This is a genomic window from Gemmatimonas sp. UBA7669 (assembly GCF_002483225.1).
Lineage (GTDB): Bacteria > Gemmatimonadota > Gemmatimonadetes > Gemmatimonadales > Gemmatimonadaceae > Gemmatimonas.
Genome location: NZ_DLHL01000053.1, coordinates 150565 through 165202, shown reverse-complemented (window position 1 = coordinate 165202; position 14638 = coordinate 150565). Strand labels below are relative to the sequence as shown.

Annotated in this window: 13 protein-coding genes; 11 read left to right on the top strand and 2 right to left on the bottom strand. The window is 67.6% G+C overall.

Features of this window, described 5'->3' with window-relative positions:
- The first annotated feature begins 10 nt into the window (after positions 1–10).
- The 11 genes from B2747_RS16295 (at position 11) to B2747_RS16245 (ending at position 13727) form a co-directional block, all read left to right on the top strand.
- Positions 11–400, top strand: coding sequence for a hypothetical protein (locus B2747_RS16295; protein ID WP_291163311.1), 390 nt, complete (start codon positions 11–13; stop codon positions 398–400).
- Positions 400–1008, top strand: coding sequence for a prepilin-type N-terminal cleavage/methylation domain-containing protein (locus tag B2747_RS16290; RefSeq protein ID WP_291163308.1), 609 nt, complete (start codon positions 400–402; stop codon positions 1006–1008). Before B2747_RS16295 ends, B2747_RS16290 begins: the two co-directional genes overlap by 1 nt.
- Positions 1005–1787 carry a hypothetical protein gene (locus B2747_RS16285; protein WP_291163306.1) on the top strand — a complete coding sequence of 261 codons (783 nt, stop codon included), beginning with the start codon at positions 1005–1007 and terminating at the stop codon, positions 1785–1787. Before B2747_RS16290 ends, B2747_RS16285 begins: the two co-directional genes overlap by 4 nt.
- A complete protein-coding gene (locus B2747_RS16280) occupies positions 1784–2887 on the top strand; it encodes a hypothetical protein (protein ID WP_291163304.1) in 1104 nt (367 codons plus the stop codon). Before B2747_RS16285 ends, B2747_RS16280 begins: the two co-directional genes overlap by 4 nt.
- Complete coding sequence (locus B2747_RS16275) at positions 2884–3867, top strand: hypothetical protein (RefSeq protein WP_291163302.1); 984 nt, start codon at positions 2884–2886, stop codon at positions 3865–3867. The genes B2747_RS16280 and B2747_RS16275 overlap by 4 nt, the downstream gene beginning before the upstream one ends.
- Positions 3864–5699, top strand: coding sequence for a secretin N-terminal domain-containing protein (locus B2747_RS16270; protein ID WP_291163300.1), 1836 nt, complete (start codon positions 3864–3866; stop codon positions 5697–5699). Before B2747_RS16275 ends, B2747_RS16270 begins: the two co-directional genes overlap by 4 nt.
- 15 nt (positions 5700–5714) lie before the next feature.
- Positions 5715–7265 carry a GspE/PulE family protein gene (locus tag B2747_RS16265; RefSeq protein ID WP_291163299.1) on the top strand — a complete coding sequence of 517 codons (1551 nt, stop codon included), beginning with the start codon at positions 5715–5717 and terminating at the stop codon, positions 7263–7265.
- Entirely contained in the window at positions 7262–8461 is a 1200-nt protein-coding gene (locus B2747_RS16260) for a type II secretion system F family protein (protein WP_291163297.1), read from the top strand. The genes B2747_RS16265 and B2747_RS16260 overlap by 4 nt, the downstream gene beginning before the upstream one ends.
- Positions 8462–8642: 181 nt before the next feature.
- Positions 8643–10205: a DUF1800 domain-containing protein gene (locus B2747_RS16255; protein ID WP_291163296.1), complete on the top strand. Its 1563-nt coding sequence runs from the start codon at positions 8643–8645 to the stop codon at positions 10203–10205.
- Between the two features lie 61 nt (positions 10206–10266).
- On the top strand, positions 10267–11598 hold the full coding sequence (locus tag B2747_RS16250) for a DUF1501 domain-containing protein (protein WP_291163295.1): 1332 nt from the start codon (positions 10267–10269) through the stop codon (positions 11596–11598).
- A 59-nt stretch (positions 11599–11657) separates the two neighbouring features.
- A complete protein-coding gene (locus B2747_RS16245) occupies positions 11658–13727 on the top strand; it encodes an Ig-like domain-containing protein (RefSeq protein WP_291163294.1) in 2070 nt (689 codons plus the stop codon).
- Between the two features lie 35 nt (positions 13728–13762).
- On the opposite strand, the gene B2747_RS16240 is transcribed toward B2747_RS16245, so the two are convergent.
- Positions 13763–14305 carry a YfiT family bacillithiol transferase gene (locus tag B2747_RS16240; protein ID WP_291163292.1) on the bottom strand — a complete coding sequence of 181 codons (543 nt, stop codon included), beginning with the start codon at positions 14303–14305 and terminating at the stop codon, positions 13763–13765.
- Between the two features lie 51 nt (positions 14306–14356).
- Positions 14357–14611: a GlsB/YeaQ/YmgE family stress response membrane protein gene (locus B2747_RS16235; RefSeq protein ID WP_291163290.1), complete on the bottom strand. Its 255-nt coding sequence runs from the start codon at positions 14609–14611 to the stop codon at positions 14357–14359.
- Between the last annotated feature and the right edge of the window lie 27 nt (positions 14612–14638).

The window sequence follows — 14638 nt, the reverse complement described above, 5'->3', positions numbered from 1 at the left end:
AGGGCGCGGCGTGAGTCTGCTCGAAGCGGTTGTGGCGACCGTCATACTCGCGCTGGTAGGCATTGCCTGCCTCGAGGGTACCCAGCGTGCGCTCGTGTTGCAGCAGCGTGCGGAGCAGCGCACGATGGCCCTGCAACAGGCAGAATCAGCGCTCACGGCCATTGCACTGCGTGTCGAGGTGTCGGACGTGCCGCAGTCGGTTCAGACGGAACCGCGCATGCACTCGGCGCAGCACACTTCGCGCCTGCCGTATCGTCCCGCCTGGGCAGCGTCCACACCCCTGCCCATTGAACGCGTCACGGTGCGTGTGGAAACGGCCGGTGGCCGCGTGATGCAGCTCACACGGTTGGTACCACGCGCTCCCGCGTTTTCATCTGCCACATCACGGGGACAACCGTGATGCCCGCGCGTTCACTATCCCGTGGCGGTTTCACGCTGCTTGAGGTACTGCTGGCCCTCACGCTCACGGCCGTGGCGGCCACCGTGGCGGGCGCCGCCTTGCACGCCGCGCGTCAGGCCTCAACGCGTGTTGCCGATTTTCAGAGTCGCACGGAGCCCACACGGCAGATGCAGGACGCGCTGCAGGACTTGCTGCGTCACGCGCCGCCCGCCCAACAGGTGGACGAGGCGCTGTTTGCCTTGCGCCGTGGCCCGGCGGCGGACACCCTCGTATTTCTCTCCCGTGGCGTGCAGCAGCCCTTCGGAACCGGCGCGCTCTGGCGTGTGCAGATGTTCACCGACCGCGCAGGCCTCACGCTCCGCGCGGAGCCGGTCTACGGGTCGGTGGCGCAAGCGGAGCGCATCTCTGCTGTTGAGTGGCATGTACCCGACGCGAGCGAGTTGTCGATTGCGCTCGCGTCGTTCGAAAGCAGCAGTCTGGTCTGGCGCCGCGACTGGCCACTCGAGCGGGCGCGTCCTGCCGGCGTGCGTTTCTCATGGCGCGCGGCCAACGGTGAGCCCGTGGAGCAGTTGATTTCGCTGCTGCCGTTGGCGGAGGCGGCGCCGTGACCAAACCACGTCGTGGTGCGGCACTGGTGACCACGCTGATCCTGGTGGTATTGCTTTCGGCCGCGACAGCGGTTGCCGCGCGCGGTGCGCGTCACGCTTCACGTCTCGCGCGCAACGCCGAGGCGTCGGTGGTGGCGCGGCATATGACCGAAAGCGCCGTGTTGGCGGCGCGGCTTCGCATCGAGGCCTTGTTGCAGGCGGCGCCCGATTCCGCCTCGCGCCTCGAACTGCTGGATGGCATCGAATCGGCAATGCACAACCCCATGGAGCCGCCACAACCCTTCGTTGCCGATACACTGGACGATGGCGCCTTTGCGGCCGCCGTGGTGAACCTGGGTTCGCGTGTCAATGTGAACACCGACAATCCAGCGGCATTGATCGCGCTGTTTCGCCAGGCCACCGACGCAGCCAACGCCGAACGCCTCGCGCAGCGCATCGCCACGCGGGTTCACACGCTGCCGCTGGATGTCGCCGCGCGAGCCGGCGCGCTGCGCCGTCAACGCCAAGACTCACTGGCCGCGGCCTTGCTTGGGCGCGGAGAATCAGCACGTGGCATCAACCCCTTCGAGTCACTCGACGAGCTCGAGGCGGAGTTTGGCGCTGAGGCGCCATGGCTCGCGCAACTGGCCGACCGGCTCACTGTGGATGGCGACGGACGTGTGCTCATTGTGGCCCGTGGCTGGCAGCTGAACCAGGACCTCACGCGCGAAGTGCAAGCCGTGTATGCCATCGAAGGCAGTGAGCTGCGCCTGCTGCGCTGGCGGGAGCGCGACCGATGACGGTCCTGCTGCTGCAGCTGACGCCGCAGGCACTGCATATCGCACGCGCCAACACCACGAACGGTTCGGCGGTGCAAACACTCGCGCTTGATGCAAAAAGCCCAAGTGCAGCGCGCGATGTGGTCTCCGCGGCCTTGCAGACAGCGCGGCGCACCTTGGCCGACCGGCAGGGCGCAAACGCGCCGGTGGCCGTGCTGCTCATTGACGAGGCCCTGCTCGAGATGGCCGAGGTGGCGCTGCCGCCGGTGTCCGAACGGGAGCGCCGCGCGCTCTTTCGTCGTGACGCCGATCGCCACGTGCCCATTGAAGGGCCGGTTGCCGTAACCATCGGAAGCGGCGTGCGCCCGTTGGTGTATGCCTGCGCCGCTCCGTGGCTGGCCGAGTGGCAGCAGGTTGTTGCATCCGTACTGCCGGTGCGGGCTGTGCTGGCCATGCCGGTAGCACTGGCGCAGGTGACGGCGACAGCGACAGCGACAGCGACGAACCCTGACATGTCGCGTGTGCAGCCGGCATCGGCCCTGCTGTCCAGTCTTGCTGCGTCCACCTATCACTGGCACACGGTCCCCGCGTCCCTGCAGCTTGCCGACGAGCAATCCGAAGCCCGTCTGCACGCCAGTGCGCGGCGGCGGCGTGTGCAGGAGCTGGCCGTGGCTGCGGCAGTACTGGCGATCCTGCTCTGGATCGGCAATACCTGGCGCGATCGCACCCTGCGCTCGCTGGAGCAGCAGGCCGAGACCTTGGCACGCGCCGCAGAACCGGCGGAGTCGGCGCGATCACGTCTCGCGCGGGCCGAGGCCGAACTGGTCTGGCTTAACGCTGATGCGGCGCAGGCCTCGCAGAGTGCCTCGGCGGTGCTCGCGCATGTGGGCGAACGCCTGCCGCGTGATGCCTTTGTGCAACGCGCCGAGTGGGATGGTGTTAGCTGGCGCATTGACGGCAGTGCGCGGGATGCCGCCGCGCTCGTTCCGCGCCTCGATGCCGACAGTCTGCTGCGCAACGTGCGCTCGCTTGCTCCCAGCACGCGCTTTCTCGACGGCGGCCAGCCGCGCAATTCGTTCTCCATCGGGTTTGTATTGCCCGGTACGGAGCCGAGGCCATGACGCAGCGCGAGCGCCGTGTGGTGGTGGCGGGACTGGCCGTGGTGCTCGTGACCTGGCTGGCCACCCGCGTACTGCAGCCCAGCATCCGCGCGGTCATGGAACGCGAATCGCGCATTGCTCTGCTCACGGACCGTGTGCAGCGGCTGCAGCGACTCACGGCAGACAGCACGATGTTGCGCGAGCAGGCAGCAGCGGCCGAACGCACGTTGGCAGACAGGCCGCGGCGCATGCTGCAGGCACGCTCCACACCACTGGCCGCCAGCACGGTGCAGACCTTGCTTCAGGAAGCCACCGATGGTGCGCGCCTTGCCGTCAATCGCATTGAGGTCAACTCGGAGCCAGACAGCACCGGCGCCTTGCCCGCGTCCGTCGTGGCCTACGGCGATATCCACGGTCTCGCAGCCTTTCTGGCCAGCATCGAGCGCGGTCCGCGCCTGTTGCAGGTACGCCGACTGGTGGTGCAGCAGAACTCGGCACTCCGCGGCGCTCCCGATGTGATCTCGCTCACCGCGCAACTTGCGGCCCCCATCATGCTGGATGGTGTCATACCACCAGCGCCCGCCGGCGTCGACCGGCGTAGCACCGGCACCGCGCGCGACACTCTGCTGGCTCCGCCCGACTGGCAGGAAGTGCTCATTCGTGCCAATCTCTTCAGCGCCAGCCGCTCGGCACCACGCGTCCGCTTCACCCTGCCGGGTGAAGAACTGCCAGTGATGCCATCGCTGGAAACAGACGCCGCGTCTTCCGCCGCCGCCGAGGCCCCGCAGCTCACCCTGGTGGGCATCTTCGGTGACTCGGAACGGCGTTCCGCGCTTCTCGATAGCGGCGACGGTAGCGCCGCACGTGTGCTGCGGGTGGGCGACCGCCTGAACGGCTGGTTGCTGCGCCGCATCGATTCGAGTTCTGTTCGCATCGAACGCGCGGGTCAGGTGCGCGTGCTGCGCCTGCTTCGCACTCCTCCATCGGATTCCAGCGAATGAGCTTCGATACCGCATCCGGGCCTCGGTCGCTGCGTGCGGCCGTCGCAATCACCGCGGCCTGCCTGGCCATCGCGTCCGCGGCGGGAGGCCAAGGCACGGCCGACACGCGGGCCAACACCGCACGCAGCACGGCGCAAACACTCGACTTTGCCAACGCACGCCTGGCCGATGTGCTGCGCGCACTCACCGCCGCGCTTGGCCGCACGGTCATCCTCACCGATGTGCCCGATGTGCGTGTGACCTTTGCCACACCGAGCGGCTCCAATGCGGACCTGGAACGCGTGCTGGAGGCGCTGCTTGAATCACACGGCCTCATGCTCGTGCCCAATGGCCTCGTGGCGCAGGTCATGCCGGCCGACAAGGCGCCCGCCTCGGGCACGCTGCGCACGGGCTTCGACTTTCCCGACCCACCGCCGCTCGGCCTTGTCACGCAACTCGTGCCGCTGCAGAGCATTCGCGCTGACGAAGGTGCCGAGGCGCTGCGCGCCGTGCTATCCACGCATGCCCGTGTGGAGGTGGTGGCGCGATCCAACGCCCTGCTGCTCACCGATCGCGGGCAGAATGTCGCGCGCTATCTCACGCTGCTCCGCACGCTCGACGCCGCACCAGCTGGCGAGGCGGGCCTGCGCACCTATGTGGTGAACCTCAAGTACGCAGCCGCCGAGGACCTGGCCGCTGCACTTGGTCAGCTGTTTGGTGTGCAGGTGGCCGGCACCGTGGGTGGCTCGCTGGCCGATCGCTCCCTTTCACGGGCACTCGACACCTTCCGCTCGCGCGAGCTGGACACGTTCCGTTCGCGCGCCGCTGGTACCGCAGCAGGCGGCATGAGCGCGGGCACGGCATCGACGGGCGGCGGTGGAGCCAGTGCGACGACGGGCTCTGCCCCGCGCGACACCGCCGCCGGCCTGCTGGTTGGGCGCACCACCATCGTGGCCAACGGCCCCACCAACGCGCTCGTCATCCGCACCGCGCCGCCCAACTACCCCATGCTGCGCGAGACCATCGACGCACTGGATACGCGGCCAACACAGGTCCTGTTTGAAGTCACCATTGCCGAGATCGCACTTGGCCGTGGTTTCGAGTTCGGTGTGGACTGGGCCGCGGTCAACCGAGGCGGCGACGTGCAGGCGCAGTTCGGCAATCCCGAAATTCCCGACACCGGCAGCACCTCGGCCCTGCTGCGCATGGTACGCCTCGATGGCACCGGGGTGCGCGCGCTGCTGCGCACCATTGCCTCCACCAGCGATGTGCAGGTGCTCTCCACGCCCGAAATTCTCGCGGCCAACAATCGCGAGGCGTCCATTCTGGTCGGCAGCAAGGTGCCGTTCATTTCGTCCACGCGACTTGGCAACGACATCTCCATTGATCGCGCGGTGCAGTATCAGGATGTGGGCACCAAGCTCTCCATCATCCCCACCATCAACGACGACGGCTACATCTCGGTGCAGTTGCTGCAGGAAGTGAGCTCGCTCACGCCGCAGACTGTTGCGGCCGCACTCAGTGCGCCGGTCATCAGTACACGCGAGGCCGCCACCCGCGCCGTGCTGCGGGATGGACAGACAGCCGTCATTGCCGGCCTCATTGGGGAGTCGCGCACCGTGCAGGAGCAGGGCCTGCCGCTGCTCAAGGATATTCCGTGGTTGGGGGCACTCTTCAAGCGACAGTCCACCACACGGCAACGCACCGAACTCGCCATCTTCGTCACGCCGCATCTCATTCGCTCGGATGCCGACGCCGACGCCGTGCGGGATCGCATCCGCAATCGACTCGAGACGCGCTCGCCAGGTGCGCTCAACGACACCCCGCTTACACGCCGCCCCCCGGGTCGCTGAGCCGGTGCACGTGTCATGACGGTCCCGAATACAGCATCCTCCACCGAGCCCAACGCTCCATCGCCGCCCTCCAGTGCATCGGGCGACGACGGGCGGATGCTGCGCGAGGCCGCGTCGGGCGAGCTGGCACGCCGTTTTCCCTGGCGTTGGCTCGACGAGCAGGCCGTCCTGCCACTGCGCCTCGAGTCAGAAGCCAATGGTGTCATCGCGTGGGTAGCGGCAGACGGCGATGTCCCGGAGTTGGTGCAGACAGCCCTGGTCAGGCGTCTGGAAGCGCGCCTGCACATGGTCCCCACGCGAGCCTCGGACATTCGTGCGGCATTGCTCGCGGCGCGCGCACCCGATGCCGCCGAAGGGACGCACGACGCCACGGTCGCCGATGATCGCGTCGCCTCCATCGACGACCTGCGGGCGCAGGCCAGTCGAGAACCCGTGGTGCAACTCGTCCATGCCATGCTGGCTGAGGCGGTGCGGGCCGGTGCGTCCGACCTGCATGTGGAGTCCACCGCCAACGGCCTGCGCATTCGTCAGCGACTCGATGGCGTGCTGCGCGATGTGCAGACCCTTGGCATGGAGTTTCGTGCTGCGGTGATTTCGCGCATCAAGGTCATGGCCAGTCTCGACATTGCCGAACGCCGCTTGCCGCAGGACGGACGCACCCGATTGCAGGTGGCGGGCCGCGAAGTGGATGTGCGTGTGGCCACCCTGCCCGCGCTGCACGGCGAGAGCGTCGTGCTGCGCTTGCTCGATGGCAATCAGGCCGGCGCCACCGAAACGCTGGAGAGTCTTGGATTTTCCGACGCGCTGCTCACCAGATGGCGACAGTTGGTGCACCGCCCCGATGGCCTGCTGCTGGCCACCGGGCCCACCGGCTCGGGCAAGTCCACCACGCTGCACGCTGCCCTGCGCGAGCGCAGCACGGCCGATGTGAAGGTGGTCACCGTCGAAGACCCGGTGGAGTACCGCGTGGACGGTGCCGTGCAGCTGCCCGTCAACATGCGCAGCGGCTTCGGATTTGCCTCCGCGTTGCGCGCCATGCTGCGACACGATCCTGACGTGATTCTGGTGGGAGAAATGCGCGACGTGGAGACCGCGGAGCTGGCGGTGCGCGCGGCGCTCACTGGTCACCTGGTGCTCAGCACACTGCACACCACCGACGCCGCCGGCGCCGTGCAGCGTCTGCGTGACATGGGCATTGCCCCGTACTTGCTGGCCGGCACGCTGCGTGGTGTGCTAGCACAGCGTCTGCTGCGCCGTGTGTGTGCCGCCTGCCGCGAACAACGCACGCCGAGCCTGGCCGAACGGAGCGCCTACGCAGCGGCGCGGCAACGATCGCCAGGCATTGGTCCGGCTACCCTCGACGCAATAGCGGGTGGCGGAGGCTGCGGTGTGTGCAGTGGCACCGGGTTTCGCGGACGCGTGGCCATCGGTGAACTGCTGGAGCCCGAATCTCCGGTGGCGTCACCACTGCCCGATCTCATTGGCGACGGATGGCGCGCGGTGGCGGCCGGTCTCACCACCCCGGGTGAGCTGTATCGTGTGCTCACCGTGGAGTCGGTGGGATGACCTGGCGTTACCGCGCGGCGGATGCTTCAGGTTCCTGGCACAGCGGGCAACTGGACGCGCCAACCGAGCGCGAAGCCATCGACCAGCTGCGAGCGCGCGGCCTGTGGGTGCAGGATCTTGTGCAGGACGTCGCGCCACAGGTGGGGACCTCGCGTGCATTCGCGCGCTGGCGCCCGGCCTCGTCACTCGCCACGCCATTGCGTACGCTCGCCACGCTCATTGAGGCCGGCACCTCGGTGGACCGTGCGCTGCAATTTGTGGCGCAATCCACGTCGGCCAACGATCTGCTCAGCGCCGAGTGGACGAAGATCGCGCAGTCCGTCGTATCGGGTCGTGCGTTTTCGGAGGCACTCGCCCAGAGCCCACGATGGCCCACGCATCTCGCGGCCAGCGTGGCGGCGGCCGAGGTCTCGGGACAGCTCGCACCGGTACTGCAGCAGTTGGCCGCGGCCGAGGAGCGCCGCGAAGCCCTGCAACAGCGTCTGCGCAGTGCGCTGGTGTATCCGGCCGTGTTGGGTCTGGCTTCAGTGATCGCCACCTCCGTCATTCTGGTGGTGGTGGTGCCGCAGTTCGCCGAGTTGGTGGCCGATGCCGGCGGCCAACTGCCACTCAGTACCCGCCTCCTGCTCGGTGCCAGCACGGCTTTCCTGCGTGGCGGCTGGCTCCTGCTGCTGCTAGCTGCGGCGCTGACTTGGTGGTGGTTCGCTCGGGCGCGCAGCCCCGAGCAGGCCGAGCGCCATGCCGCCCGCTGGCTGCATCTGCCCGTACTTGGCGCCTATTTGCGCACGCGGGACGCCGCGCGCTACCTGGACACCTTGGCCGTTGGGCTGCGCGCTGGTGTGCCGTTACTGGACGCCATGCGCCTGGCGCGCGGTACGGTGCGCAACGCCGCGCTGAAAGCCGAACTGCAGTCGGCGGAGCCCACGGTGCGAGACGGCGGGCGGTTGACCGACGCCCTGCGCCGCACCTTGCCACCGCTGCCACTCCGATTGCTGGAAGCCGGAGAAGCCAGTGGCGCGCTGGCGGCGTTGAGTGAGCGGGCGGCCAGCGCCGCCCAACAGGAAACCGAGCAGCAGGTCACCCGACTGGTGGCGCTGGTGGAGCCCGTGCTGATCCTTGGCTTTGGCGGACTGGTAGGTCTGGTGGCCCTGGCCCTGCTCCAGGCCATCTACAGCGTTAACGCTGGCCTGACTTGATCGTCCATTGACGACAGTGGGCAAGGTCACCGATCGGCCGGGCCCCGGTGCCGCGTATCACGTTCAGGCCGGGCATGAAGCGTCACGAAGCGCCTGCCGTGAATTGACAGGCGCCCCGGGAAGTTGAACGATTGATCACGTTCAGCACGATGCATTTTGTCCTCAGCGCCAGCCGCCCAGCATGTCCACGCGTGACCGGGACTCCGACGTGACACCGCGCCCTGCCAGCCGTCGCGATTTTTTCAAGCTGGGGGCCGGCGCACTGGCCACGGCCGCGGTGGTATCGCCCAGCGTGTCGCCCTCGGCGACGCTCGCCGCCCAGCCGCCCCGCGGTGGCTCACGCCCCTCGCCCATTCCGCCCACGAGCAGCGGCGTGCAGGACGCCTCGCGGCAGTGGACGGATCCGCTGCTCCGCCTCGTGCGACGCGTCACCATGGGGCTCGAACCCGGCGAAGTCGCACTGGCCAGGCGCCTCGGCTACAACGGCTATCTCGACTATCAACTGCGTGCAGCCGCCATCGACGACTCGGCGCTCGAGGCCACCATTGCCGCGCGGCTGCCGCTGACACAGTTGCCCGCGGCCACGCTGCGCACGCAGGACTCCAACGAGGTCATGAATCAGCTCGCCGACGCGTCGTGGTATCGCGCCGCGTTTGCCAAGGCGCAGTTGCGCGAGCGCATGGTGGAGTTCTGGACCGATCACTTCAACATCTCCATCGACACCGTCGGCTTCCTCAAGATGGTGGACGATCGTGAAGTGATCAGGCCGCACGCGCTGGGGAACTTCGGCACCCTGCTGCGCGCCACCGCGCACAGCGGCGCCATGCTGCGCTATCTCGATCAGAACACCAGCCGCACTCCCACCCCCAATCAGAACTACGCCCGCGAGATCATGGAGCTGCACACCATGGGCGCGGACGGCGGCTATTCGCAGAACGACGTGGCCGAGTTGTCGCGCATCCTCACGGGATGGAGCATGAACAACGATGGCACGTTCCGGTTCATTCGCTCCTATCACGACCGCAACGCCAAGACCTTCCTGGGTCGCGCCTTCCCGGCCATGGCCACCACGGCCACCGATGCGCAGATGAAGGCCGAAGGCGACACGGCCATCGACCTGCTGCTCGCGCATCCCAGCACGGCGCGCTATGTGAGCTATCGCATGGCACGCTGGCTGCTGGCGCATGAGCCGCCGTCCGCAGTGGTCGACGCCACGGCGGCAGCGTTCACGCGCACCAATGGCGATATCGCCACCATGGTGCGCACGATTCTGTCGAGCAAGAACCTCACGGCGGCGCCGGCCAAGTACAAGCGGCCGTTTCACCTTGCCATCTCCTCCATTCGTGCCCTGGGCAGCGATCTGACCACGGTGCCCAACATCCGCGCCGTGCGACAGCAGGCTGATCGCATGGGTATGCCGCTGTTCCGCTGGGCACAACCCGACGGCTATCCCGACACGGTGGCGTGGTGGAGCGGACTGGTCATCACACGCTGGTCCTATGCGCAGTATCTGTCGGCGCTCAACTCCACGACGGTCATGCGTGTCAATCCGGCGCTTTTCCGTGTGCCCGACAATCCTGACGGCGTGATTGGTCAGATCGATACGCGCTTCTTCAGCGGCGAAATGCCCGTGAGTCTTCGTACGGCGCTGCTGGGCTATCTGCGCGGCGGCACCTTCAACGACACGCGCGTTCGCGAAACCCTTTCGCTGGCCATGTCCGCGCAGGAGTACCAGTGGTACTGACCATCACCCCTGTGCGGGCGCACCACGTCCTTTGCATGTCCACCCTTTGCGCGAGCCGGCCATGAGCCGAGATCTGAATCAGGACATGAGCGACGATCACGTCGCCGGGTGCGACGAGTATCACGCGCTCGCGCGTCGCGATTTTCTGCAGATCGCCACCGGTGTGGGCGTGGCCGCGCTGCTGCCCGCCTGGTTGCCACAGGTGGTGCTCGCGCAGTCGTCCAACGGGTCGCGCGACATCATCGTGTCGATCTTCCTGAGCGGCGGCACTGACGGCATGTCGCTGGTGGCACCCTTTGGTGATCCGGCGTACTACACGGGCCGACCCACCATTGCCATTCCGCGTCCCGACGCGGCGGGGACCGGCCCCAAGGGCGTGGCGCTCGACGACTTCTTTGCCTTCTCGCCCGGCATGGCGCCGCTCATGCCGGCGTACTCAACGGGTGATCTGCTCGTGGCGCACGCCACGGGCTCGGTGGATACCTCCCGCTCGCACTTCGATGCGCAGCGCTACATGGAGGTGGGCAAGCCGCGCGATCCCAACATCGCGGGTGGCTGGCTGGGTCGCCATCTGGCCACCAGCACGCCGCTGCGCAGCGATGCGCCGCTGCGTGCCTTGGGGCTCACCTCGGGCCTTCCGCGCACGCTTGAAGGTGGACCGCGTACGCTGCCCATTCCCAACCCGGCCAACTTCACCATTGGTGGCAGCGGCACCACGGCCACGGCCCGCACGCAGTGGCTGGCGCAGAATCACCAGGCCGCGGTCAATCCGGTGGCGGCCAACGCGCTCGATTCCACCAACACCATCGCGCTGCTGCAGCAGATCAATTTCGCCGGCTATCGTCCGTCCAACGGCGCGGTGTATCCCACCTCGTCATTCGGCAATGCGCTGCGTTCCACGGCCGCACTCATCAAGGCCGACGTGGGGGTGGAAGCCATTCACGCCTTCAATGGCGGGTGGGACACACACGCCACGCAGGGCCCGCTGCCCGGTCTCGACGGCGGCTTCATGCACAACAAGATGCTCGACCTGTCGCAGTCGCTGGCCGCCTTCCACGCCGATGTCGTGCAGGGGACCACGTCGTACGGTGTGACTGTCGTCATCATCTCCGAGTTCGGCCGCAATGCGCGCGAGAATGGCGATCGCGGCACGGATCATGGCCGCGGCAACGTGGTGTTCGCCATGGGCCGCAAGATCAACGGCGGACGGGTGCTCACCAACGGCTGGCCCGGACTCGCGCGCGAAAACCTCGAGGCGGGTCAGGATCTGCGCGTCACACTCGACCACCGCGACATCATGGCCGAAATCGTGCAAAACCGCCTCGGTAATCCCAATCTCAACATCGTTTTCCCCGACTACACGCCGCGCTTCCGGAACGTCACCAAACCCTGACGCGGTCACCATGGCGTGAAGCCGTTGCGCCGAGCCAGCCGCCTTGGCTAGGCTGCGGCATGAAGGGAATCACGCAGAGTCTGTTTCAAGGCATGTGGGGGAGCCGCGGCCTGTGGGCCGGCAGTCTGCTCCTCGTCACCTCGCTGGGTTGCACGGACCAACCCAGCGAGCCCGGCACGCCACCAACCGGCGTGCGCATTGCCTCACTGACCGTGTCACCCGCCGCACTGTCCCTCGAGGCTGGCGGCCGCGCCACGCTGTCCGTCGACGCGCGCGACAGCACCGGCGCGCGCATTGCGTCGCCAGTCATCACCTGGCGGAGTGACGCCCCCGCGGTCGCCGCAGTGACCAGCACTGGCGACGTCTCGGCCGTGGCCCCCGGGTCGGCACGCATCACGGCCAATGCCGACGGTATTGGCGGCCCGCTGTCGGTGCTGGTGCCCGTGACCGTAACCAGCACCTCGCCTGGCATTGCGCAGTGGCGCGCCACGCGCAGCACCGTGAGCGACGTCACCTTTCTGGGTATCTGGGACGACGGCGCCGGCAGCACCTATGCCGTGGGACAGAACGGCGGCTTGCTGCGCTCGCGTCAGGACGGTCCGTGGGAAGCGGTCAATCTCGAAACCGAAGAAACCCTGGTGGGCGTGTGGGGCGCGTCGCCCACGGACATCTGGCTCGTGGGCACCAACGGCCTCGTGCTGCGCGGCGACGGTCTGCGCTTCTCGCGCGTGAATGCCGGTGTCAACAGCACCTTGCTCGAGGTGTGGGGACTGAGCGCCGATGAAGTGTATGTGAGCGGCGATCGCGGGACGGTGCTTCGTTGGGACGGCAGTCGGTTCACACAGCTGCCGACTGGTGTGACGGATGAACTGTGGGGCCTCTGGGGCGCCAACAGCACCAGTGTGTTTGCCGTGGGCAACAACGGCGCGCTGCTGCGCTGGAACGGCGCGCAGTGGCAGCGTCTCGCATCCCCGGACAACACGCCCTATTTCGATGTCTGGGGCACCAGTGCCGGCAATGTCATGGCCGTGGGCACCGATGGCACTGTCGTGCGCTTCGATGGCGTGCAGTGGACCCGCATGACGACCCCGTCGCGCGCCAATCTCTTTGCCATTCGTGGCCGCACCTTTGACGACGTGTACGCCGCAGGCAACAACGGCGCCACCTGGCACTTCGACGGCAGCACCTGGCGCGAATTGTCGTTGGGCAACGGACAGAATCTGCGCACCATGACCATTCGTGGTGATGGCACGGTGCGCGTAGCCGGCTGGTATGGCACCATCGTGTCACTGCGCGGTCGCGGCGCCGCAGCGCAGGTCACGGTCGACAACATGGATCCGCCGCTCCTCGGTGTGTGGAGCGCGCCCTCGGGTCCGAGCTTCGCGGTGGGTCTTGGCGGCACGGTGTTCCGGCGTAACGCGGCCGGTACGGGCTGGGCGCAGGAACGGGTGCCCTCGGGCAACGATCTCTACGCCATCAGCGGCAACAGTGCCTCGGACATTGTGGCGGTCGGCGACACCGGCAGCATCCTGCGATTCAACGGCAGCACCTGGACACGCGACGAGCGTCCCACGCAGGTGGTGCTGCGCGCATCATGGAGTGGCGGCGGCCAGCATGTGCTGGTGGGCGAGCGCGGCACCATTCTGCGCTCGAGTGGCCCGGCGTGGACGCCGCAGGCCAGCGGCACGCTGCGATTCCTGCGCGCCGTCTGGGGCAGTGACCCGGCCAACGTGTTTGCCGTGGGCGACTCGGGCACGGTGCTGCGCTTTGATGGCGGACGCTGGACGCCCATGGCCGTGCCAACCAGCAGCCGACTGCGCGCCATCTGGGGCAGCAATGCCAGTAACGTGCTGGCCGTGGGCGATACGGGCACCGCGCTGCTGTTCGACGGCAGCACCTGGCGGAGCCTGTCTCCGCCCACACGTCGCGATCTGCGGGCCGTCTGGGGCCGCAGCGCCACCGAGGTGTACGTGGCCGGCGACTCAGGCACCGTGCTGCGCTACGACGGCGCAGGCTGGCGCACGCTCACCACGCCATGGCGACACATCGTGTATGCGCTGTTTGGTCTGCCCAACGCCGGCCTGGCGGCCGTGGGAGACGGTGGGCGGATCTACGAGGGCACGCCGTAATCGGCACTCGTCACGGTACGGCGTAACCGGCGCTTCTACAGGCCGCGCGCGGCCTTGTACGCCTCGATCTGCGCGATATGGTGGTCGCCGTGCCAGGCATACAGCGCGATGAGTTGGTCCACGGTCGTCTCGCCATTCTCCGGATGGACAAAACGCCGCCGGAACGCCGCATCATCGAGCGACTGCAGCACGGCCACGAGGCGCGTCTGCACCGCCATGAACAGCATCAGCGAGATGTGCGGTGACAGGGCGCAGTCGGCCAGCGTGACCCAGGCGTCCTGATCGTAGGGCTTGATGGTGGGGCGGTCTTCCGTCAGCGCCACCTTGAGCCGGATCAGTGCATTGCTGTGGCTGTCGGCCACATGATGCACCAGTTGCTGCACCGTCCAACCACCGGGACGATAGGGCTGCTGCCAATCATCGTCCTCAAGCCCCTCCACCGCCGCCGCCAGCAAGGCCGACTGGTTGGCCAATCGCTGGATGTAGTCCGCGCGCTCGGCCGGTGTGTTGGGCTGCTCAATGGGCCGCCGCTCGTGGCGACCAATGGGAAATCGCTGAGTCTCGGTGGCGTCGGTCATCCGTGAAATCTATCGGAAACCGCCCGCCACCGAGAGACCAGCGTTGGCCATTCAGTTGGTGGCCCTGCCCTGGATCATGCGATAGCCCAACAGCAGGATCACGGCGCCGACCACCGCCGCAATCAACCCCGCGCCTTCTCCGCTGCTGTACCAGCCCAGGCTGCGGCCGAGGAAGGTGCCGACCATAGCGCCGGCAATGCCGAGCAGCATGGTGATGATGATGCCACCCGGGTCCTTGCCGGGCATGATGGCCTTGGCGAGAGCGCCAGCAATAAGGCCGATGAGTGCCGTCCAGAGCAGTGACATGGTGCGATCCTCCAGTTGGGGGTCCCG

Excerpts from the sequence above, each read along its gene's own strand:
- B2747_RS16290 (WP_291163308.1), top strand. The coding sequence starts at position 400 with ATGCCCGCGCGTTCACTATCCCGTGGCGGTTTCACGCTGCTTGAGGTA.
- B2747_RS16280 (WP_291163304.1), top strand. The coding sequence starts at position 1,784 with ATGACGGTCCTGCTGCTGCAGCTGACGCCGCAGGCACTGCATATCGCA.
- B2747_RS16275 (WP_291163302.1), top strand. The coding sequence starts at position 2,884 with ATGACGCAGCGCGAGCGCCGTGTGGTGGTGGCGGGACTGGCCGTGGTG.
- B2747_RS16270 (WP_291163300.1), top strand. The coding sequence starts at position 3,864 with ATGAGCTTCGATACCGCATCCGGGCCTCGGTCGCTGCGTGCGGCCGTC.
- B2747_RS16265 (WP_291163299.1), top strand. The coding sequence starts at position 5,715 with ATGACGGTCCCGAATACAGCATCCTCCACCGAGCCCAACGCTCCATCG.
- B2747_RS16260 (WP_291163297.1), top strand. The coding sequence starts at position 7,262 with ATGACCTGGCGTTACCGCGCGGCGGATGCTTCAGGTTCCTGGCACAGC.
- B2747_RS16255 (WP_291163296.1), top strand. The coding sequence starts at position 8,643 with ATGTCCACGCGTGACCGGGACTCCGACGTGACACCGCGCCCTGCCAGC.
- B2747_RS16250 (WP_291163295.1), top strand. The coding sequence starts at position 10,267 with ATGAGCCGAGATCTGAATCAGGACATGAGCGACGATCACGTCGCCGGG.
- B2747_RS16245 (WP_291163294.1), top strand. The coding sequence starts at position 11,658 with ATGAAGGGAATCACGCAGAGTCTGTTTCAAGGCATGTGGGGGAGCCGC.
- B2747_RS16240 (WP_291163292.1), bottom strand. The coding sequence starts at position 14,305 with ATGACCGACGCCACCGAGACTCAGCGATTTCCCATTGGTCGCCACGAG.
- B2747_RS16235 (WP_291163290.1), bottom strand. The coding sequence starts at position 14,611 with ATGTCACTGCTCTGGACGGCACTCATCGGCCTTATTGCTGGCGCTCTC.